The sequence below is a fragment of the Yimella lutea genome (assembly GCF_006715095.1).
In the GTDB taxonomy this organism is placed as follows: domain Bacteria; phylum Actinomycetota; class Actinomycetes; order Actinomycetales; family Dermatophilaceae; genus Yimella; species Yimella lutea.
Map to the genome: position 1 here is coordinate 1725947 of NZ_VFMO01000001.1, position 20051 is coordinate 1745997.

The 20051-nt window shown below is 67.8% G+C and carries 23 protein-coding genes; 15 read left to right on the top strand and 8 right to left on the bottom strand.

Annotated features, from left to right (window positions below):
• Nucleotides 1-5 precede the first annotated feature (5 nt).
• Together qcrC and ctaE are read right to left on the bottom strand one after the other, a co-directional pair.
• Nucleotides 6-794: a cytochrome bc1 complex diheme cytochrome c subunit gene (gene qcrC, locus FB459_RS08165; RefSeq protein WP_141928098.1), complete on the bottom strand. Its 789-nt coding sequence runs from the start codon at nt 792-794 to the stop codon at nt 6-8.
• 46 nt (nt 795-840) lie between these two features.
• On the bottom strand, nt 841-1485 hold the full coding sequence (gene ctaE, locus FB459_RS08170) for an aa3-type cytochrome oxidase subunit III (protein ID WP_484455998.1): 645 nt from the start codon (nt 1483-1485) through the stop codon (nt 841-843).
• A 218-nt stretch (nt 1486-1703) separates the two neighbouring features.
• Between ctaE and FB459_RS08175 the strand changes: the two genes are divergently transcribed.
• A complete protein-coding gene (locus tag FB459_RS08175; protein WP_141928099.1) occupies nt 1704-2147 on the top strand; it encodes a response regulator in 444 nt (147 codons plus the stop codon).
• Between the two features lie 4 nt (nt 2148-2151).
• Complete coding sequence (gene trpD, locus FB459_RS08180) at nt 2152-3210, top strand: anthranilate phosphoribosyltransferase (RefSeq protein WP_141928100.1); 1059 nt, start codon at nt 2152-2154, stop codon at nt 3208-3210.
• Nucleotides 3211-3244: 34 nt separating this feature from the next.
• Here the strand turns inward: trpD and FB459_RS08185 are convergent, their stop codons facing one another.
• Nucleotides 3245-3526, bottom strand: a complete 282-nt coding sequence (locus FB459_RS08185) for an Lrp/AsnC family transcriptional regulator (RefSeq protein WP_141928101.1) — start codon at nt 3524-3526, stop codon at nt 3245-3247.
• Nucleotides 3523-5262, bottom strand: a complete 1740-nt coding sequence (locus FB459_RS08190; protein WP_141928102.1) for a DEDD exonuclease domain-containing protein — start codon at nt 5260-5262, stop codon at nt 3523-3525. The genes FB459_RS08185 and FB459_RS08190 overlap by 4 nt, the downstream gene beginning before the upstream one ends.
• Before the next feature lie 211 nt (nt 5263-5473).
• Between FB459_RS08190 and FB459_RS08195 the strand changes: the two genes are divergently transcribed.
• The 8 genes from FB459_RS08195 to FB459_RS08230 are packed head-to-tail and all read left to right on the top strand — an operon-like array spanning nt 5474 to nt 11179.
• The gene (locus tag FB459_RS08195; protein WP_141928103.1) at nt 5474-5710 is read left to right on the top strand and encodes a hypothetical protein; all 237 of its coding nucleotides are present in this window, start codon (nt 5474-5476) and stop codon (nt 5708-5710) included.
• 41 nt (nt 5711-5751) lie between these two features.
• Nucleotides 5752-6588 carry a hypothetical protein gene (locus FB459_RS08200; RefSeq protein WP_141928104.1) on the top strand — a complete coding sequence of 279 codons (837 nt, stop codon included), beginning with the start codon at nt 5752-5754 and terminating at the stop codon, nt 6586-6588.
• Between the two features lie 9 nt (nt 6589-6597).
• On the top strand, nt 6598-7041 hold the full coding sequence (locus tag FB459_RS08205) for an SRPBCC family protein (RefSeq protein ID WP_141928105.1): 444 nt from the start codon (nt 6598-6600) through the stop codon (nt 7039-7041).
• On the top strand, nt 7038-8039 hold the full coding sequence (locus FB459_RS08210; protein WP_141928106.1) for an ArsA family ATPase: 1002 nt from the start codon (nt 7038-7040) through the stop codon (nt 8037-8039). Before FB459_RS08205 ends, FB459_RS08210 begins: the two co-directional genes overlap by 4 nt.
• On the top strand, nt 8036-8530 hold the full coding sequence (locus FB459_RS08215) for a hypothetical protein (protein WP_141928107.1): 495 nt from the start codon (nt 8036-8038) through the stop codon (nt 8528-8530). The genes FB459_RS08210 and FB459_RS08215 overlap by 4 nt, the downstream gene beginning before the upstream one ends.
• A gap of 5 nt (nt 8531-8535) precedes the next feature.
• A complete protein-coding gene (locus FB459_RS08220; protein ID WP_246092373.1) occupies nt 8536-9495 on the top strand; it encodes an ROK family glucokinase in 960 nt (319 codons plus the stop codon).
• Complete coding sequence (locus FB459_RS08225) at nt 9492-10490, top strand: ROK family glucokinase (RefSeq protein WP_246092375.1); 999 nt, start codon at nt 9492-9494, stop codon at nt 10488-10490. The genes FB459_RS08220 and FB459_RS08225 overlap by 4 nt, the downstream gene beginning before the upstream one ends.
• A complete protein-coding gene (locus FB459_RS08230) occupies nt 10487-11179 on the top strand; it encodes an endonuclease/exonuclease/phosphatase family protein (RefSeq protein ID WP_141928109.1) in 693 nt (230 codons plus the stop codon). Before FB459_RS08225 ends, FB459_RS08230 begins: the two co-directional genes overlap by 4 nt.
• A 3-nt stretch (nt 11180-11182) precedes the next feature.
• Here the strand turns inward: FB459_RS08230 and FB459_RS08235 are convergent, their stop codons facing one another.
• Complete coding sequence (locus FB459_RS08235) at nt 11183-11626, bottom strand: hypothetical protein (protein WP_141928110.1); 444 nt, start codon at nt 11624-11626, stop codon at nt 11183-11185.
• On the bottom strand, nt 11623-12372 hold the full coding sequence (locus FB459_RS08240; RefSeq protein ID WP_141928111.1) for an alpha/beta hydrolase: 750 nt from the start codon (nt 12370-12372) through the stop codon (nt 11623-11625). The genes FB459_RS08235 and FB459_RS08240 overlap by 4 nt, the downstream gene beginning before the upstream one ends.
• A 46-nt stretch (nt 12373-12418) precedes the next feature.
• Between FB459_RS08240 and FB459_RS08245 the strand changes: the two genes are divergently transcribed.
• Nucleotides 12419-13360 carry a lysophospholipid acyltransferase family protein gene (locus tag FB459_RS08245; RefSeq protein ID WP_275578536.1) on the top strand — a complete coding sequence of 314 codons (942 nt, stop codon included), beginning with the start codon at nt 12419-12421 and terminating at the stop codon, nt 13358-13360.
• A gap of 96 nt (nt 13361-13456) precedes the next feature.
• On the top strand, nt 13457-14785 hold the full coding sequence (locus FB459_RS08250) for a class II 3-deoxy-7-phosphoheptulonate synthase (RefSeq protein ID WP_129624149.1): 1329 nt from the start codon (nt 13457-13459) through the stop codon (nt 14783-14785).
• Between the two features lie 64 nt (nt 14786-14849).
• Here FB459_RS08250 and pknB read toward each other — a convergent pair whose 3' ends face one another.
• Complete coding sequence (gene pknB / locus FB459_RS08255) at nt 14850-16805, bottom strand: Stk1 family PASTA domain-containing Ser/Thr kinase (RefSeq protein WP_246092376.1); 1956 nt, start codon at nt 16803-16805, stop codon at nt 14850-14852.
• Nucleotides 16806-16927: 122 nt separating this feature from the next.
• Here pknB and FB459_RS08260 point away from each other — a divergent pair, with 122 nt between their 5' ends.
• Complete coding sequence (locus FB459_RS08260; RefSeq protein ID WP_239701997.1) at nt 16928-17287, top strand: Rv2175c family DNA-binding protein; 360 nt, start codon at nt 16928-16930, stop codon at nt 17285-17287.
• 24 nt (nt 17288-17311) lie between these two features.
• Here FB459_RS08260 and FB459_RS08265 read toward each other — a convergent pair whose 3' ends face one another.
• Nucleotides 17312-18394 carry a polyprenyl synthetase family protein gene (locus tag FB459_RS08265; RefSeq protein WP_246092377.1) on the bottom strand — a complete coding sequence of 361 codons (1083 nt, stop codon included), beginning with the start codon at nt 18392-18394 and terminating at the stop codon, nt 17312-17314.
• A 90-nt stretch (nt 18395-18484) separates the two neighbouring features.
• Here FB459_RS08265 and metF point away from each other — a divergent pair, with 90 nt between their 5' ends.
• Together metF and FB459_RS08275 are read left to right on the top strand one after the other, a co-directional pair.
• Complete coding sequence (gene metF / locus FB459_RS08270; RefSeq protein WP_141928112.1) at nt 18485-19378, top strand: methylenetetrahydrofolate reductase [NAD(P)H]; 894 nt, start codon at nt 18485-18487, stop codon at nt 19376-19378.
• Nucleotides 19379-19477: 99 nt separating this feature from the next.
• Nucleotides 19478-19927 (top strand): SAV_6107 family HEPN domain-containing protein, encoded by a 450-nt coding sequence (locus FB459_RS08275; RefSeq protein ID WP_141928113.1) that lies wholly within the window; start codon nt 19478-19480, stop codon nt 19925-19927.
• Nucleotides 19928-20051: the final 124 nt, after the last annotated feature.

The following is a 20051-nucleotide window of genomic DNA, read 5'->3' on the forward strand; positions in this document are numbered from 1 at the left end:
TGTCATCACGCCGCCTTCTTGCCCAGCCAGACGGCGAAGCCGATGAGGATGCCGATGAAGATGGTCCAGGCGAACAGGCCGTCGGCGACCGGGCCCAGGTTGCCCAGGCTGTGGCCGCCCGGCGATGCCTCGGTCTCGATGTACTTCAAGTACGCGATGATGTCCCGCTTGTCCTTCGGCGACAGGTTCGTGTCGTTGAAGACCGGCATCGACTGCGGGCCTGTGAGCATCGCCTCGTAGATGTGCTTCTCGCTGACGTTCATCAGCGGCGGCGCGTACTTACCGCGGGTCAGAGCACCACCGGAGCCGGCGAAGTTGTGGCACATGGCGCAGTTGACGCGGAACAGCTCGCCACCCTTGGCGATGTTGCCGCCACCGGAGGTGTACTCCTTGCTCGGAACGGCCGGGCCGTCACCGAGGGAGGCGACGTAGGCGGCCAACGCGTTGGTCTGCTTCTGGTCGAACTGCGGGGTGGCTCGTCCGGCCTGGACACCGGGCTGCTGCATCGGCATGCGGCCCGTGGCCACCTGGAAATCGACGGCTGCGGCTCCGACACCGACCAGCGACGGGCCGTTGGGGCCACCGGCGGCGGAGATGCCGTGGCAGCTGGCGCAGTTGGACAGGAACAGCTGCTTGCCCTCGGACACCTGGTCGGCGGACGCGACGCTCGCGTTGGAGGCGTCGGCGTTCTTGGGGGCGAACAGTGCGTACAGGCCACCGGTGAGCACCAGGCCGAGCAGAAGCACGACCAGGAGTGCGGCGGGATGCCGGCGGCGGGCGGCGAGGGAACTCACGAGGCTTTGTCCTGTCGTCGAGCGGTCGGAGCGGTCGGGGGAGTCGTCACTGGAGCAGGTAGATGGTCGCGAACAGGGCGATCCACACCACGTCGACGAAGTGCCAGTAGTAGGAGGTCACGATGGCGCCGGTGGCCTGGTGGTGGGTGTAGCGGCGCGTGGTGAAGGTGCGGCCGATGATCAGCAGGAAGGCGACCAGACCGGCCGCGACGTGGACGCCGTGGAAGCCGGTGGTCATGTAGAACATCGAGCCGTACGCGTCGGAGTCCATCGAGATGCCGTGGCTGAACATCTCGGAGTACTCATACACCTGACCGGACACGAAGATCGCGCCGAAGACGTAGGTGAGGGCGTACCACTCGCGCATGCCCCACTTGCCGACCTGGAGCAGGGAGCCGGTGCGAGCGGGCTGGCCGGCCTCGGCCTTGAAGACGCCGAGCTGACACCAGACCGAGGAAATCACCAGGATCAGGGTGTTGACCGTCGCGAAGGGTACGTTCAGGGCTTCAGTGCGATCGGCCCATAGATCCGGCGCAACGGCGCGGATCGTGAAGTACATCGCGAACAGACCGGCGAAGAACATCAGCTCGCTGGAGAGCCACACCATCGTTCCGACGGCGGTCATGTTCGGCCGGGTCACCGCGGGGCTGGTACCGGGGGAGCTCGAGTGAGCAGTAGTTGCTGTCGCCACGGCGCCATTATGTCCCCATTGGCTGCGACGTGCGCCATCGACCCCCCGGTTTCGTGAACTTCCCGTGACTCAACGAGCATCAGGCGGGTTGAGTGCCCGCGCCGTTGCGGGGATTTGGTGCGGCGCAAGCGAATGCGGCCGTGATGTGGTTGTGATCTGCGGTTCGTTGTGGTCGGGCGCGATCGAGCACCGGCCGTGAGGTCGGTAGCATCAGCGACATGAGTTCGAACGTGCCGGTTCCCGCGACCGAAGCCGCCCGGTCGGAGCAGTCCTCCGGCCCGCGCCAGTTGACCGTCCTGCTCTACAGCGACGACAGCGCCACCCGCGACGCAGTGCGCGTCGGTGTCGGTCGCCGCCCGGCGCGCGACGTGGAGATCGTCGCGTGGCGCGAGTGCGCCACAGCCCCGGCCGTGATCGAAGCGGTCGAGAGCGAGACGTACGACCTGCTCATTCTCGACGGTGAAGCCGCTCCGGTCGGTGGCCTCGGGCTCACCCGCCAGCTGAAGAACGAGATCGTGAACTGCCCGAAGGTGCTGGTGCTGACCGGTCGAGCCGCGGACGGTTGGCTCGCGTCCTGGTCGCAGGCGGAAGCTGCCGTGCCGCACCCCATCGATCCGCTCGTCCTCGCGAACGCGATCGCCTCCGTCGCTCGACAGGGCTGAGCCGGTGACGGCACAGCTGACCTGGCCGACCATCCTCAATTCGCTGCTGGACGGCGACGATCTCTCGCTCGATCAGACGTCCTGGGCGATGAACGAGATCATGTCCGGCAATGCATCGCCCTCCCAGCTCGCGGGCTTCCTGGTCGCGTTGCGCGCCAAGGGTGAGACCGTCGTCGAACTTCGGGGGTTGGCCGACGTCATGGTGGCGCACGCGCAGCCGATCAGCGTCGAGGGCGACACCCTCGACATCGTCGGTACCGGTGGCGACCGGGCACACACGGTGAACATCTCGACCATGTCGTCGATCGTGTGCGCCGGCGCAGGCGCCAGGATCGTCAAGCACGGCAACCGCGCTGCGTCGTCGTCGTCCGGCGCGGCCGACGTCATGGAGGCGCTCGGCGTCCGTCTCGACCTGACTCCGGCTCAGGTCAAGAAGGTCGCGGACGAGGCCGGGATCACCTTCTGCTTCGCCCAGACCTTCCACCCGAGCATGCGTCACGCCGCGGCGACCCGAAGGGAAATGGGCGTCACGACCGCGTTCAACGTGCTCGGACCGATGACCAATCCGGCCAACCCGAAGTACCGGGCGGTCGGTGTCGCCGACCCGCGGGTCGCCCCGCTGGTCGCCGGAGTCTTCGCCGAACGTGAGCAGAACGCCGCAGTGTTCCGCGGCGACGACGGCCTGGACGAACTGACGTTGTCGACGACGTCCACGGTGTGGTGGATTCACGACGGTGAGATCAGCGAGCACTCGATCGATCCGGAGAACCACGGCCTGCAGCGGGCACCGCTGGAGGCGCTGCGCGGGGGCGACGGCATGCACAACGCGCAGGTGGTGCGCGAGGTCATGGACGGCTCGACCGGACCGGTGCGGGACGCCGTGTTGCTGAATGCAGGCATCGCCCTTGCGGTGGTGGAGTCGGGAAGCGGTGGACGCTTCGGCGCCGATTCCGACCTGGACGGTGCCCTCTCGCGGGGCGTCGCCGCCGCCGAGAGGTCGATCGACAGCGGCGCGGCCAAAGCCGCCTTGGAGCGTTGGATCAACTCCACGCAGAATGCCTGACCCCAGGCGTCACCAGACGTCGGTGCTGCGGCTACTACTCGTCGAGGCCGAGTGCGAAGGCAGCTCCGAGGTCGTCCGAGGAATACGTGCGGAACGCGATGTGGGTGCGTGAGTCGAGTACACCCTCGACCTTGTTGAGGCGATCGGCGATCACGTCGGCGAAGTCCTCGTGGCGTGCGACCTTCGCGACCGCGACGAGGTCGACATCGCCGGTGACCGAGTAGACCTCTGCGATGCCCTTGATCTCGGAGATCTCCTGGGCGACCTCGGGGATGCGGTGGACGTCGGCGGTGATGAGAACGATGGCTGAGATCACCCGGCCACTCTATCGCCGGCGTCGGCGCGGGTGCCCTGCGCCAAGGACATCTGCTGCTCCAATCGGGTTCTGGTGCCGGCGGCCCCGTTGATCGGGCACACCCACACTCCGTCGGTGTGCACGATCCGAACTCCCGGCTGCTCGAGCCAGTGCAGCACCTTCTCGGTTTCTTCCGTGAGCGCGGCCGGAGCCGGTGCCACCGGCGCGGCGACCACCTCGGCTGTTTCGCGCAGTGCTGCGATGTAGGGCATCGGATCTGCGCCGCGTGGGCTGAGGGTGGTGCCGGCGAATCGGCCGTAGCGCACGCAGACCACCTCCCATCCTCCGACCGCACCGGGGCGTGCTGCGACGACCTCTGGGGTGCGGGCGAGCGGATCGAGTCGCTGGGCGCGTGCCGCGCCCCGGACGAACGAAAGCATCCGGTCGCGCACGTCAGCCGCATCCTCGTACCGGCTCTGATCGCTGAGGCGTTCCATCCGTTCGGTGAGTACATCGACGACCGGGCGTGCGTCGGTGGTCAGCAGCCGTTCGGCGTCGGCGGCGATGTCGGCGTACTCGTCGGTGGACTGCTCGCCGATGCACGGCGCCCCGCACTTGCCGAGATCGAAGAGCGCGCAAGCGGTGGACCCGCCCCGAGCCGACAACCGTTTGGTGCACTGCCGCAGCGGGATGACGTCGTGGACCGCGGTGACGGCCTGTTCGGCGGCGGTCCTGGAGTTGAACGGGCCGACGTAAGAGCGGGCATCGGCGCGGACCGTGGAGACGACGGACAGCCGCGGGAAGGGTTCCTGGGTCAGCTTCACCCACACCGCCCGCTCCGGATAGCGCGAACGGCGGTTGAACCGCGGCTTGTGCTGCGCGATCAGCCGAAGCTCACGCACCTGCGCCTCGAGCGCGGTCTGACACACGACGGGAGTGACCGACTCGGCCAGACCGACCATCTCGCGCATCCGTCGGCGCTTCTCGCTCTCGGTGAAGTAACTGCGTACGCGCTTCTTGATGTCGACGGAGGTGCCGACGTACAGGGCCTGACCGTTCGCGTCCTTGAACACATAGACACCCGGAGCGGACGGCAGATCGTCGGCGATCACCCGCTTGCGCCGTTGCTGCGGGCTGACCCGTTTGCTGTAGGTCTGGAGTTCTTCGAGCGTGTGAACGCCGAGATTGCCGACTCGTCCGGTCAGCGCATGCAGGACGTCGACGGTTGCCCGCGCGTCGTGCAGCGCTCGGTGATCGGGAGTGGTCGCGGCGCCGAACAGATGGGCGAGCGTGCCGAGTTTGCGATTGGGCGCCTCGTCGGAGGTGACGAGTTGGCGAGCCAGGTGCGCGGTGTCGACCACGGCCGGCCGCGGCCACACCGCGCCGGTGTCACGACAGGCGGCCTTGAGGAATCCGACGTCGTACGGCGCATTGTGGGCGACGACCACGCAGTCACCGAGGAAGTCCAGAAAGGGGCCGAGCACGGCGTCGATACGGGGCGCGCCGGCGACCATCGCATTGCTGATGCCGGTCAGTACGGACACGAACGCCGGGATCGGCTCGCCCGGGCGCACCAGCGTCTGGAACTCACCCAGCACGATGCCGCCGCGCACCTTCACCGCACCGATCTCGGTGATGTTCCTGCCGGCGGGTGCGCCGCCGGTTGTCTCCAGGTCGAGCACGACGAAGGTGACATCGGACAGTGGTGTGCCGAGATCGTCGAGTGTCGCCTGGACTGCGACCGGTCTGGTGGACATGTTCCGAACGCTAGGTGCCGCCACCGACAACGACCCGTAGGACGCGCGGCGCAGCCGGTGGACAGCGTCGGGAGGGCCGTGCTCGAGGCGTGTCCGCGGCTCGTCCGAGGTCGGGCCCGAGCAGGTTGTCGGTGCTCACCCTTAGCGTCTTCGGCGTAGTGGAAACCGAGTCGGAGACCAAGCGATCCGACCGAACCCGAAGGAGGACCACATGCACGACGAACTGCACATCGACTGCCGTACCTGCCCGGTCCGAGACCGGATGTGTGGCGACTGCATGGTCACCCATCTGTACGCACTCGCCCCACCCGCCCCGCGACAGCCCGCACTCGACCGTGGCGAGCGAGCAGCGCTCGACATGTTCGTCTCACTCGGACTCGTCGACGTCGCGGACCTCGCGAGCGTCGAGGTGGAGGTGGACGAGAGGGGCCTGCGTTCGGTCGGCTGACCTGGTGCTCGACCCATCTCGCCATCGGCGACGATGTGTCCATGGCTGAAGTCCACCGTCGCGGTGCCCTCACGGGGTTCGCCGGTCTGGTCGGTGTCGCCGTGCTGACGTCATGCGGTCGATCTGTCGAATCCGAGTCGTTCGAGACGTCGGCGACCTCCGCCCGTTCGACCAACCGCGCCCGCACCGTGCTCGACGCCCAAGGGGTGCCGACGCAACTGCGAGCAGCAGTCAGCCGCGACGTCGAGAAGGCGGCAAGCATCGTCACGTCCTTGTGGGGTGATCAATCGCCCTGGCCGTCGGCAGGCGCGCACGTCCGCGCCTTCGCAGACCACGACGCGTTCGTTGCTGCCGGTGGGGACCGCAACGCACGATCCGTCACTGCGACCACCACCGAGGACGGCACCGTCCTCATCTCGCCATCCCTCCTCGAATCGCCCTCAGCAGCAAGGGTTTTCGTCCTTTCTCACGAGTTCACTCATGTCCGGCTCGGGGTTCGCTCCGCAGCTGCTCGATGGGTTGCCGAGGGCGCGGCCGAGCTCACGGCCTGGCACGCATCCGGTCTGTCGTTCGCGCAGTACGCACCGACCTTCGTGCGTCGTGTTCGAGCGGGTGACCGGCCGCACGGGCCACCGTCGGACGCCCAGCTGGACTCGGACGCCGCCGACGTCCAGCGCGCCTACCAGCACGCCTGCGCCTACAGCGACTTCCTGCTCACGCGCACCGATCCGGTGGGCTACCGCCGTTTCGTCGTTTCCGCGGTCGCCGGAGGGCGACCCGTCGACGACCTGTTCGACGCCACCTTCGCCGCCACCCAGCGAGCGCTCAGTGCATCGTTCGCCGAGCATCTGGCGAAACTTGCATCCGGCCGTCGGTAGGGTGGCCGCATGGCCGACAGCACCCAGTCCACGATCGACATCGCCGCCGACGCGGCGACCGTTCTCGACACCATCGCCGACTTCGACGCCTACCCCGAGTGGGCGACCCAGGTGAAGAGCGCGAAGGTGCTCTCCGAGGACGAACTCGGGTGGCCGGAACAGGTCGAGTTCACCCTCGACGCTGCACCGATCCGCGACACCTACGTGCTGGAGTACGACTGGGACGTCACGCAGGACGGCACCGGATCGGTCAGCTGGCACCTGGTGCGGTCCGACCTGCTCAAAGGTCTCGACGGCACCTACAGCATCACCGGGTCGGGCGACACGACGTCCGTCACCTACAAGCTGGCGGTCGCCTTGAAGATGCCGCTCATCGGTGCGCTGCGCAACAAGGCCGAGCGCACGATCATCGACACGGCCCTCGCCGGCTTGAAGAAGCGCGCCGAGGGGTGAGCCCGAGGCTGCTGCTGGTCGGCGGCCCCGGAGGCTCCGGTTCATCGACCTGGGCCGCTGCGCTCGCCGACGACTGGGCCGCGCGCGGGCTCAGCGTCGGTGTGGTTTCACTCGACCCGAGATTCGGTGCCCACACGCTGACGACACACCGCGACGCCGTGGAGGTCCGACCGGAGGTGGACCTTCCGGAGATCTTGTCGTCGGCGGCCCGGTCCTGGGGGCTCGATCCGTTCGTGGTGGACCAGGCGCTGGCGCTGCTGTCTGCCACGGACGGCCCGGCGCTGTGGCAGCTGCCGCGCCTGCTCGAGCGCTTCGACCGGGTGGTGGTGGACGCCGGGGCGCAGCTGTCCGGACTCGTCCTGCAGGCTCACCGGCTGCCATGGCTGCTGTCCGAGGCGGGCCCCCTGCACAGCGGCTGGTTGCGCGCCACGCGTCCGGTGATCGCTCTGGCGATGGGTTCATCGGCCATCGACAAAGCAGGCGCGAGTCGACTGGCGGCGGTGGCGGAAGACGCGGTTCGGTTGTCCGAACTGGTGATGTCCCGGGCGACGGCGTCCGTTCTGTGTGCGAGCAACGGGAGCCCGACTGCGAATGTGCGGCACCACGCCTGCGCCCTCGCTCTTGCCCAGTGCCGTCTGGGGGCGGTCGTGACCGAGGGGGACGACGTCGTGCTGTGCGATGGCCCTCCGGTAATCCCGATGTGGTCCGACCTGCCCCGGAACTGGGCCGAGAAGCTGGCAGACCCGCCCCGGGAATCGAGCGTCCGGGGGGACGCGCGAGATGGTGCTGTCACCTGGGAGCTGCCCTTGCCGTTCGTCGATCCGGCAGAGGTCGAACTCGAACAGTCAGGTACCCGGTTGGTCGTTGCGGTGCAGGAGTCGCGCCGCACCTTCGTGCTTCCCTCACTGCTTGCGCGCCATGTCGCGACAGGCGCCACGGTTCGGCAAGGCATCCTTGGGGTGACATTCGAACCGACGCAGCCCGAGGGAACTTCGTGAACCAGCAGTCCGAACCACGTGCGTCCGAGACCGGCTCGGTCGCCGACGAGGCGATCAAGCTGATGGAATCGCTCGGCGCGTGGGCCGACACACAGGCACAGGCACAGGCGTCGGCTCAGTCGTCCGGTGCTCCCGCTCCGGACGCGCAGGAAGCACCAAGGCAGGAGTCAGCCGAGAAGTCGACCACGGGTGGCTGTGACTGCAGTTCGACACACGCACCCAAGGTCTGTGCGGTATGTCCGGTCTGCCGCATCGGTTCGTTCGTCGAGAGCCTCGGCCCGGACGCGATGGAGCGCATCGCCGATGTCATCGGGATGCTCGCCGGGAGCCTGCAGGAAGCGGCACGGCAACGTCGCGGCACGCCGGAGCAAAAGTCGGCCGCCGAGGCCCAGCAGCCACCGCGGACGCACAAGGTTCCGGTCACGACAGACGCCGGCACAGATCCGGACGCCGCGCGTCCCCGAACCGGCGGCGGTGACTCGGCAGAATGACCAGCGTGAATTCGACGCGAGCGACCATCGGTATCGACATCGGCGGCACGAAGATCGCCGGGGGACTCATCGCCCCCGACGGCACGATCCTCAAGCGCGACCGCCGCGATTCCCCGGCGGAGAACGTGGACGAGATCGCAGCGACAGTCGCCGACGTCATCAGCGATCTCGCCGAGGGCGAGGACGTGGAGCGGGCCGGCGTGGCGTGTGCGGGATACATCGACAAGTCCGGGACCACGGTCCTGTTCTCACCCAACCTCGCTTGGCGCGACGAGCCGCTCAAGGAACGACTGGAGAAGTCGGTCGACGTCGAAGTGACGATCGAGAACGACGCGAACGCCGCTGCCTACGGCGAGTTCATCCACGGAGCCGGCCACGACGTCGACGACATGGTGATGATCACGATCGGTACCGGAGTCGGTGGTGGCGTGATCATCGACGGTGAGCTCTTCCGGGGCTCCTACGGCATCGCCGCCGAGATCGGTCACATGCGCGTGGTGCCCGACGGTATTCGCTGCGGGTGCGGCAACCGCGGATGCCTGGAGAGCTACGGCAGCGGTCGCGCCCTCGTGCGTGAAGCCCGCGCACTGGTCGCCGGTGGCTCGCCGTACACCGGCGGCCTCGCCGACAAGTGCGGGGGGGACGCCAGACAACTCGAGGGCAAACACGTCACCGAGGCGGCACAAGCAGGGGATCCGGCCGCCATCGAGCTGCTGGCCGACATCGGCCGATGGATCGGTGAAGGCGCCGCCTCGTTGACCTCGGTGCTCGACCCGGCTCGGTTTGTCATCGGTGGCGGTGTGGCCGATGCCGGCGACCTGCTTCTCGGACCCATCCGTCAGGCATTCGGCCGCCAGTTGACCGGCCGCGGTCACCGGCCGACCGCCACCTTCGAGATCGCCCAGCTCGGCAATGACGCCGGCATGGTCGGCGCAGCGGCCCTGGTGCGGCCGGCGAAGGCGTGAGCGCGAACGTGAAACCCGGCCGGAGCGACGAACTCGCGATCGGGATCGACATCGGGGGAACGAAGGTCGCCGGCGGCATCGTCGACTCCGACGGCACCGTCATCGCCCGGACTCGCCGGGACACCCCGCATCGTTCGACCGCGCCGCACGTCGTCGAGGACGTCATCGTCGACGCGGTCCAGGAACTCCTGCGACACACCGAGCGCCGCCCGGTCGCGATCGGCATCGGCGCCGCGGGCTTCGTCTCCTCGGACCGGGCCACGGTCGTGTTCGCACCCCACCTGTCCTGGCGGCACGAGCCGCTGCGTGAGGCGTTGCGGCAACGGATCGACCTGCCGGTCTTCGTCGACAACGACGCGAACGCGTCCTGCTGGGCCGAGTGGCGCTTCGGAGCGGTGCGCGAGGAGTCCCATGTCGTGATGGTCAACCTGGGCACCGGCATCGGCGGAGCGATTCTCACCGACGGTCAGATGCAGCGTGGCCGGTTCGGTATCGCGGGGGAGTTCGGCCACATGCAGGTCGTCCCCGACGGACACCGGTGTGAATGCGGTAACCGTGGCTGCTGGGAGCAGTACGCGAGCGGGAATGCGCTTGTGCGAGAAGCCCGTTCGATGATCGCAGCGAACTCGCCGATGGCCGCTGACATGGCCGCCATGGTCGATGGCGACGCCTCGAGACTGACCGGCCCGATGATCACCGAGGCCGCGCAAGGCGGCGACCCGACTGCCCAGGAACTCCTGGCCGAGATCGGTACCTGGCTGGGAGTGGGTCTGGCGAATCTGGCCAATGCGTTCGACCCGGGAGCCTTCGTGATCGGCGGAGGCGTCAGCGCGGCCGGTCCGATGCTGCTCGACCCGGCCCGCGCATCCTTCCGCAGGCACCTGTCCGGCCGTGGCTACCGGCCCGAGGCGCGCATCGTGAAAGCCGAACTCAGCAATGAAGCCGGTCTGGTCGGCGCCGCCGACCTGGCACGCACGGAGGTACTGGACGCATGAGGGCAGCGCACACCCTGCGGGTGGTGTCGTACAACGTCCGCGCCTTCAAGGACGACACGGACGCGTTGAAGGAGATCATCCGGCTGATGGAGCCGGATGTGCTGCTGGTGCAGGAGGCTCCCCGGCATCCGCTCTCCGGGCACCGGATCGCGCGGTTCGCGGCCGACATCGGAATGACCTGGGCGAACGGCAAGCGCGGCTGGATGAGCACCACGTTGCTGACCAGCCTGCGGGTGCACGTGCACGACAGCGTCCACCGCAACCTGGAGGTCCGCAAGGGCGACGAGCCGCGCGGGTATGCGCTGGCGACGATCAGCCTGCCCGGACACTCGCCGCTGCACGTCGCGAGCCTGCACATGTCGCTGCGTTCGGACGAGCGCAAACCGCAGGCGGCGGCTGTGATGAGCGTGCTGCAACCTGACGTCATCCCGGCGATCATCGGCGGCGATCTCAACGAGACCCCCGGGCACGACGTCTGGAAGATGTTCGGCGAGACGCTGCACGAGGCGACGCTGGACGAATTCACTTTCCCCTCGAAAGCTCCGGTCAAGCGGATCGACGCGATCTTCGCCTCTGCGTCCCTGCCGCACAGCCGCCCGGTGTTCTCCCTCGATCCGGCGAAGCTCGCCCGCGCGACAGACCACCTGCCGCTCTATGTCGACTTCGATCTGAGTTCGCTCGCCCTGTGAGGACTACAGCCGGGCGCCGTCGTCGAAGGGGTCGTCCTCGTCGCGATTGGCGGGTTGACGAACCACCATCAGCACGATTCCGGCGATCGTGATGAGCACCGCCGCGACCCACCAGAGTGCGGCGGCGTAGCGGTCGAAGAAGAACAGGTAGAGCAGCCAGAGCGGCCCGCCGACCAGGCAGGCGATCGTCGCCCAGAAACCTTCGTCCTTGGGCAGTGGCGGGGGAGCGGGAGGCTGGAAGTCCTCCTCGTGCTCCTCGACGAAACCGGGGCCGGTGCCGGCGCGCCACTGCCTCGGGACGGTGAACGCCGCGGGTGCGGAAGGCTTCGGATCTTCGAGATCGATCGGTTCGGCGGCTGAGCCGTCCCAGTCGGTCATCATCTCCTCGAACCGCCGGTCGACCTCCTCGTCGGAGTGCGGGTGTTCGTCGGGGCGCTCGTCGCTCATGCGTTTCCTGCAACTCGTCGGGTGAAGTCGGTGACCGCTTCATGAATGCGCGGAGCGTCGTTGTCGAGAGTCGCGACGTGGTAGCTGTTCTCGAGCACGACATCGGTGACGTCGGTGCTCGAGATCCGGGAGAGAAACAGCTGCGAACTCGCCGGAGCCACGATGTGATCCACCCGAGAACGCAGCACCAACACCGGCTGCGTGATCTGCGGCAGGTCGCGGGTCACGCGGTGCCACAACTGCGCCTGGGTGTGCAGCGGACGCAGCGGCATGCGCTCGTATGCGTCGTGCGACACGCCGTCCTTCTTGATGTCGCCGCCGATTCCGGAGACCGTCGAGCGCAGCCGTCGGGCAACCGGGATGAGGCGGAACTTCAGGTTCTTGGTGCGCATGACCGGGTTGATCACCACGAGTCCGGCGATCTCCGGGTTCCGTTGCACCAGAAGGGTGCTCAGCGTTGCGCCCATCGAGAGGCCACACGCGACCACGGTGTCGCATCGTTCGGTGAGTTCGGCGTACGCGCCCTCCAGTTCGGCGTACCAGTCGGTCCAGGTCGTGCCGTCGAGGTCCTGCCACGCGGTGCCGTGCCCGGGGAGTCGGGGAGCGCGAACGCTGAACCCCTCGTCGACCAGATGCTCGGCCAACGGGCGCACCGCGGCCGGCGAGCCGGTGAATGCGTGGCAGACCAGGACGCCGGTCCGGGAGCCGTCGTGGACGATCGGGGTGGCACCCTCGCGGATCTGCATGACGTCCATCTTTACGCATGCCTGCGAGGTGGTGGCGGTGGGCGTTATGGTTCAGGCCGAAGCAATTCTTGGAGGCGCGGTGCTGTACTGGTTCTTGAAGCGGGTCCTGATCGGTCCTATTCTCAATCTGCTGTTCCGACCCTGGGTCGACGGTGAGAAGAACATCCCTGATAAGGGGCCGGCGATCTTCGCCAGCAACCACCTGTCGTTCTCCGACTCCTTCTTCCTCCCGCTGGTCGTGCCGCGCCGGATGACCTTCGTCGCCAAGGCCGACTACTTCACCGGCACCGGTATCAAGGGCCGCCTCACGGCCGCCTTCTTCCGTGGGGTCGGGCAGATTCCGATCGACCGCGCCGGCGGATCCGCGTCGAGCGGGGCGTTGCAGTCCGGCCTCAACGTGCTACGCCGGGGCGAACTGTTCGGCATCTACCCCGAGGGGACCCGCAGCCCCGATGGGCGTCTCTACAAGGGCAAGACCGGCGTCGCTCGGCTCGCTCTGGAGGCCAAGTGCCCGGTCATCCCGGTCGCGATGATCGACACGGACAAAGCGCAGCCGACCGGTAAGAAGATCCCGAAGATCATGAGGATCGGCATCCGCATCGGCAAGCCGATGGACTTCTCGCGCTACGAAGGCATGCAGGACGACCGGTTCGTGCTGCGCAGCATCACCGATGAGGTGATGTACGAGCTGATGCTGTTGTCCGGCCAGGAGTACGTCGACGTGTACGCGTCCACGGTCAAGGACCGGATCGCGGCCAAGGCCAAGGAGATCGGCGGCGCGGCCGTCGCCGTCGGCAGCGGTGCCGCCCAGGCCATCGGCAACAAGGTGTCCCGACGTTCCGGCGAGGACGCCGGCGCGAAGGACGAGACCTCGCCGGAGGCATCCGAGGGCGGTCTCGCGATCGACCTCGAGACCGACGCCGACACGGTTGCTGGCACTGTCCACGACGCCGACGGTGACGCCGCTCACACCCCTTCGCAGAGCTGACGTCCCGCGCATCGGGCACCTGATTCGGACGTGGTGAGCGGCGCGTACGCTTGCCGGGTGAGTACCACCGCACTGAACCCCGACGCCCTGAACGAGATGCCCGAGTGGCCGCAGCTGCCTGCCATGCAGCAGCCCACCTGGCCCGACCGTCATGCCGTCGAGTATGTGCGCTCCGAGCTGGCTTCGCTGCCGCCGCTGGTGTTTGCGGGGGAGTGCGACGTGCTGCGCGATCGCCTTGCCGCGGCCGCGAAAGGTGAGGCCTTCGTGTTGCAGGGAGGCGACTGCGCCGAGATGTTCTCCGCGGCGACCGCAGCGAACATCCGCGACCGCATCAAGACGATCCTGCAAATGGCCGCAGTCCTCACCTATGGCGCGAGCACCCCGGTCGTGAAGCTCGGTCGCATCGCCGGCCAGTACGCCAAGCCGCGCAGCAAGGACACCGAGACCCGGGGCGACGTCACCCTCCCGGCGTACCGCGGCGACATGGTTAACGACTTCGCGTTCACCGAGGAATCCCGCACCCCCGACCCCCAGCGACTGCTGCGCGCCTACCACACCAGTGCCTCGACGCTGAACCTGGTGCGAGCCTTCACCACCGGCGGTTTCGCCGACCTGCGTCACGTGCACGAGTGGAACCGCGGGTTCATCGCCAACTCGGCGTACGCCCGCTACGAGTCGACGGCCCGCGACATCGACCGTGCGATGAAGTTCATGAAGGCGTGCGGCGCCGACTTCGATGCGATGAACGCCCGCACCGTGGAGTTCTTCGCCAGCCACGAGGCGTTGCTGCTCGATTACGAACAGCCGTTGACGCGGATCGACTCGCGGACCGGCAACCCGTACGCGGTCTCGGGCCACTTCGTCTGGGTGGGCGAGCGCACCCGCGACCTCGACGGCGCACACATCGACTTCGTGTCCCGCATCCACAACCCGATCGGCGTCAAGCTCGGCCCGAATGCCGACCCCGACGACGTGCTGCGGATGATCGACCGTCTCGACCCGCAGCGCACTCCCGGCCGCCTGACGTTCATCACCCGGATGGGCGCCGGTGTCGTCCGCGAGAAGTTGCCGAACCTGGTTCGGCGGGTGACCGAGTCGGGTGCCCAGGTCGTCTGGGTCTGCGACCCGATGCACGGCAACACCTTCGAGTCGCCCAGTGGCTACAAGACGCGTGAGTTCGACCAGATCGTCGATGAGGTGCGCGGCTTCTTCGAGGTGCACGCCGCGCTCGGCACGATCCCCGGTGGCGTGCACGTCGAGCTCACCGGCAACGACGTGACCGAGTGCCTCGGCGGTTCGGAACAGATCCTGGACGCCGACCTGGAGAAGCGGTACGAGACCGCGTGCGACCCGCGACTCAACCACCAGCAGAGCCTGGAGTTGTCCTTCCTGGTCGCCGAGATGCTCGCGCAGCGCAGCCGCTGACGATCAGCAACAGAAAGGGACCGGTTCACAGGTGAACCGGTCCCTTTCTGTTGCGGCTGACGCGTCAGACGATCGACAGGGTGATCGTGCTGCCCTTCTTCACCGAGGTGCCGGGGCGCAGGCTTTGATCCCGGACGGTGTCGAAGAGCCCGCCGAAGAACCGGTCGAGTTCGACGGTGAATCCCTGTGACTCCAGGAGAGTCTTGGCGGCGCCGCTCTTCATGTCGATGACTCTGGGGACCTGGACCATCTCCGGCCCCTTGGAGACGATCAGTTCGACCGAGTCGCCCTTGTACAGGTTCGCGCCGCTCGCGGGAGTGCTGCGGATGACCGAACCCTTGGCGACCGTTTCCGAGAACTCCTCCGTGCCGTAGGCCACCTTCAACCCGAGACTGGTCAACGAACCTTCAGCCTCAGCTCGAGGTTGACCGGCAACGTTCGGGACCGGCACCGGCTGCTTGCCCTTGCTCACGACGAAATTGACCTTGGCACCCTTCTTAAGCGCGGTGCCAGGTGCCGGGGTAGACGAAATGACCGAGCCGGTCGGGACGCTCTCGTGGAAGGCCTGCGTCACGGTGCCCACGCCCAACTGCGCCTTCGTGATCGCCGCCCGCGCTGCGGCCTGCTTCGACCCCGCAAGTTTCGGGGCACTGAACCGCTCGGGCCCCTTGGAGACGGTGAGGGTGACGGTGGAGTTCTTGCGCTGCTCAGACCCGGCGCCCGGTTCGGCCCTGATGACCTTGCCTTGGGCGACGCTCTCGCTGAAGGTCTGTCGGACGCGTGCCTTGAGATCAGCCTTGCTGATCCGTTCGACCGCCGAGCCCTGGGCCAAACCGTTCACCGTCGGCACCTTTGTCGACCCCAACGGGCCGGACGTGAAGGCCCAAGCGGCGGCTGCGCCGAGCAGCAGCAACGCCAATAGGAACAGGACGACCAGCGAGAGACCGCGTCGAGGACGCCGGGAGTTCTCACCCGGCTGATAGCCGCGGGTGTCGAGCGGGTTGGTCTTGCTGTGGATGGCAGTGGTGTGCGACCTGCCGGCGTCCACCGGCTCGTGGTCGACCTGTGCATCGGTGGTCTCGGTGGTCTCGGTGGTCTCGGTGTCCGAGGGGAGCGCACGGGTGCGCCGGTCGCCGTGATCGGTGTGATCGGTGTGATCGGTGTGTCCGGACTCGAGCCCGCGTCGCACCGTCCGCAGCGCGACCAGCAGGTCGGCGGCAGTGGCCGGGCGATCGTCCGGATCCTTGGCGGTGGCCTGGGCGATGAGGTCGTCCACAGTGTCCGGGATACCGGAGACGGCGTCCGACGCGCGCGGCATCGTGCCGTGCACGTGCTGGTACGCGACATGGATCGGCGAGTCGCCCGGGAACGCCTTCTCGCCGGTGAGGATCTCGAAGAGCAACAGACCGGCGGAGTAGACGTCCGAACGCGCGTCGGCCGATCCGTGCTCCACCTGCTCGGGGGACAGGTAGGAGGCGGTGCCGAGCAGGATGTCGCTGTCGCCCGTGAGTGTGCTCGTGGTGACCGCACGTGCCAGTCCGAAGTCGGTGACCTTCACCTGGCCGGTCTGGCTGATCAGGACGTTCTCCGGCTTCACGTCACGATGTACCAGGCCGGCACGGTGCGCGGCGGCGAGGCCGTCGAGGATCGGGTCCATCAGGCCGAGGGCCTCGTCGACCGGTAGCGGTCCGCGCCGCCGGATCAGCTGGCGCAGCGTGTCACCCAGCACCAACTCCATCGCCAGGAACGCGTACTGCCCGTCCGAGCCCTGGTCGGTCACGGCGACGACGTTGGGGTGCCCCAGCCGGGCCGCCGAGCGCGCCTCGCGTCGGAACCGCGCGACGAACGCGTCGTCGCGCGCGAGGTCCGCACGCATTACCTTCAACGCGACGTCACGCTCGAGGCGCTCGTCGATCGCCACGAAGACCGAGCCCATCCCGCCGTCGGCGAGGTGCCGGGTGACGCGGTATCGACCGTCGATCACTCGTCCCACGATCGAGGCTTCACTGGCTGGACTCACCCGCAAATTCTAAGTTCCTTCCGCATCAGCGCCGGGGAGGTTGGGCTGCGTGTATGGCTCTGCCCGTCACGACGAGACCCGGCGCCGCATCGATCCGACGCACGACATGCCAAGCTGGTGCCGTGAACGACGTGGAAACCCTGGTCGGCTCCTGGCTGTCCGTGCCCGAAGTCGCCGATGCTCTCGGCCTGCCGCACCGCACCGTCCGCCGGATGATCGATGACGGCGAGTTGCTCGCTGCACGCATCGGCTCCAACGAGGCGCTGGCGGTACCGGCCGCCTTCGTCAAGGACGGCGAACTGCTGCCGGCGCTGATGGGCACGATCACGGTGCTGCGCGATGCGCATCTCACCGCCGACGAGGCGCTGCGCTGGTTGTTCACCCCGGACGAGACCCTGCCGGTGGTCGGTTCACCCATCACTATGTTGCAGCTCGGCCGCAAGGCAGAAGTGCGCAAACGGGCCAGCGAACTGGCCTGGTGAGGCACGCCCTCCCGGGCTGAACGGTCAGGCTGCGCGCGCGACGGCGATGCCGATCAATTCGCGCAACATCTGCTCGCCCTCCGGATCGAGGTCGGCCCGGTCGAGTGCCGAGCCGGCTTCACGGCTCAGGTCGGTGATCATCTGCTCGACCCGCTCGACCGCGCCGGACGCGGTGATCCAGTCCCGCAGTCGACCGATCCCGTCGTCGTCGAGATCGTCGCGTCCGAAGGATTCGTTGAACAGACGGACCTCCTCGGCGGAACTGTTGTCGAGCGCCAGGGCGATCAACACGGTGCGCTTGCCCTCGCGCAGGTCGTCACCGGCGGGCTTGCCGGTGGCTTCCGGGTCGCCGTAGACACCGAGCAGGTCATCGCGCAGCTGGAACGCTTCGCCGAGTGCGAGGCCGTACTCGGACAGCGCCGACTCGGTGTCGGCGTCGACGCCGAACGCGGTCGCGCCGATGAGCAGGGGCTGTTCGACGGTGTACTTGGCACTCTTGTAGCGGATCACGAGTCGGGCCCGTTCGATGCGGTCCTGCGTCGAGGCCGACTCCCACGGGCGCACCGATTCCAGGACGTCGAGGTACTGGCCGCCCATGAGCTGAGTCCGCATCCGGTCGAACACGACGCGACCTCGAGCCAGTTCGTCGGCCGGCAGCCCACTGGTGCTGTACAACTCGTCGGTCCAGTTCAGGCACAGATCGCCGGCGAGAATCGCGGCGGCTTCGCCGAATCGGTCCGATTCTCCGTCCCAGCCGTGCTCCCGATGCAACGCCGCGAGCGTGCGATGTGCGGTGGGCATGCCGCGACGGGTGTCGCTGCGATCCATCACATCGTCGTGCAGCAACGCCGCTGCCTGGAAGACCTCCATGGCGGTCGCCACCTGCACGATCGCGTCGTCGTGTCGTCCGCCGGCGGCACGGTAACCCCAGTAGCAGAACGCGGCACGTAGTCGCTTCCCGCCGCGCAGCAGCGCGTTGATCGGCGCGATCAGGGCGTCCATCTCCGGGCCGATCGGCGCGAGCTCGGCGGTGTGGTGGGCGTGTGCGCGATCAAGGACGGTCTGAACCTGGGCGCGCAACTCCTCGAGGGGAAGGGGCTGGTTCACGCGGGGTCCTCTCGGCGGGCGTTCATCGGGGGTTACTCACGAGTCGGTCACTGTCGGGTCGAGGGCCGGGTAACCGCTAAGGTCGCCCACATGCCCGATGCGAGCGCTCGTCCGCACCCAAGCATTCCAGACCTGCTCCACGCGCCCGACACGGCGTTCAGTTTCGAGTTCTTCCCGCCGAAGGACGACGCGAGTGAAGCGATCCTGTGGGATTCCATCCGGCGCGTCGAGCGGATCCGACCCTCGTTCGTCTCCGTCACCTACGGCGCAGGGGGCTCGACCCGTGACCGGACGGTACGCGTCACCAGCCGGATCGAGCACGAGACGACACTCACCACGATGGCGCACCTGACCTGTGTCGGTTCCTCGACGACCGAGCTGCGTCAGATCGTCGGCCAGTACGCGGGTGCGGGCATCCGCAACATCCTCGCCCTGCGCGGCGACCCCGCCGGTGGACTGGGCACGCCGTGGACCCCCCACCCGGGGGGTCTCGACCACGCCGACCAACTGGTCGGCCTGATTCGAGAGCTCGGCGAGTTCACCGTCGGAGTGGCCGCATTCCCCGACAAGCACCCGGAGTCGGGGTCGCTCGAGGAAGACGCTCAGGTTCTGATCCGCAAGGCGCAGGCGGGTGCGTCCTTCGCGATCACCCAGATGGTCACCGACGTCGACGCCTACCTGCGCCTGCGCGACCTGGTCGCCGCATCCGGGCGATCGATTCCGATCGTTCCCGGACTGATGCCGGTGACTGCCTACGGCCAGCTGCAACGGATGACCGAACTCAACGGTCAGCCGTTGGCCGCGGAGGTCGTCGAGCGCATCGAGGCGGTGAAGGACGACAGGTCGGCCGTCCGGGAGGTCGGCATCCAGATCTGCACGGAGCACGCGCAGCGCATGCTGGCCGAAGGTGCGCCCGGTCTTCACTTCATCACGATGAACCGGTCGACCGCGACGCTGGAAGTGCACCGCAACCTGGTCGGCTGAACGCTTGCGCGACGGGTTGTCGGTGGGGGAACCTACTGTATGAGCGTTCGAACATGAGTTCGAACAACTCGTTCGGTCCACCCCTTCGCAGGAGGCGCCATGTCCACCGTCACCAGCAGCCCGACCCCGCTCGCCACCGGGGTCCTCGATCTCATCGATCGCTCCCGCGGTTGCCTGCTCGAGGCCTGTCATCAACAGGACGTCATCGAGCGGTACCGCTGCGCACAGCTGGCCGCCTTGCGCGCAGCGGCTGCGTTACTGGCCGCGCGGAGCCGGCGCAACGCCAGGTCGGGTCCTCGGTCGGTGTGGGAGGTCGTCCCGACCGTCGCTCCCGAGCTCGCCGAGTGGGCGATCTACTTCACCGACACCGGACGCCGGGGGCAGATCTTCGATCGGGGAGCACAGCGACCCACCGTGCGCGAAGCCGACGATCTGATTCGCGCCGGTGAGACCTTCCTCGGGCTCGTGCTTCGCTGTCTGGGTCTGCCGATGGCATCCGTTCTGGGCGCCGGGCTCGACGCCGCGGTGGCTCCGTCGATGGCGCGGTGAGTCGCGGCCGGAAATTCAAAGTGACGAGTTCTGCTGCCCGGCCTACCATGCGGCCCGCCGGCGACTTATCCTCAGAGGTACACGTCGATGCTCGACGTGCATCCGGAACATTCCTGCTGGGAGG

Coding starts and splice junctions, on each gene's coding strand:
- FB459_RS08240 (WP_141928111.1), bottom strand. CDS start 12,372: ATGCAGATCCGCGAGGGTGCCACCCCGATCGTCCACGACGGCTCCCGG.
- FB459_RS08175 (WP_141928099.1), top strand. CDS start 1,704: ATGAGTTCGAACGTGCCGGTTCCCGCGACCGAAGCCGCCCGGTCGGAG.
- FB459_RS08275 (WP_141928113.1), top strand. CDS start 19,478: ATGTCCACCGTCACCAGCAGCCCGACCCCGCTCGCCACCGGGGTCCTC.
- FB459_RS08245 (WP_275578536.1), top strand. CDS start 12,419: ATGGTTCAGGCCGAAGCAATTCTTGGAGGCGCGGTGCTGTACTGGTTC.
- FB459_RS08195 (WP_141928103.1), top strand. CDS start 5,474: ATGCACGACGAACTGCACATCGACTGCCGTACCTGCCCGGTCCGAGAC.
- metF (WP_141928112.1), top strand. CDS start 18,485: ATGCCCGATGCGAGCGCTCGTCCGCACCCAAGCATTCCAGACCTGCTC.
- FB459_RS08205 (WP_141928105.1), top strand. CDS start 6,598: ATGGCCGACAGCACCCAGTCCACGATCGACATCGCCGCCGACGCGGCG.
- FB459_RS08230 (WP_141928109.1), top strand. CDS start 10,487: ATGAGGGCAGCGCACACCCTGCGGGTGGTGTCGTACAACGTCCGCGCC.
- FB459_RS08235 (WP_141928110.1), bottom strand. CDS start 11,626: ATGAGCGACGAGCGCCCCGACGAACACCCGCACTCCGACGAGGAGGTC.
- FB459_RS08190 (WP_141928102.1), bottom strand. CDS start 5,262: ATGTCCACCAGACCGGTCGCAGTCCAGGCGACACTCGACGATCTCGGC.
- FB459_RS08250 (WP_129624149.1), top strand. CDS start 13,457: ATGCCCGAGTGGCCGCAGCTGCCTGCCATGCAGCAGCCCACCTGGCCC.
- FB459_RS08200 (WP_141928104.1), top strand. CDS start 5,752: ATGGCTGAAGTCCACCGTCGCGGTGCCCTCACGGGGTTCGCCGGTCTG.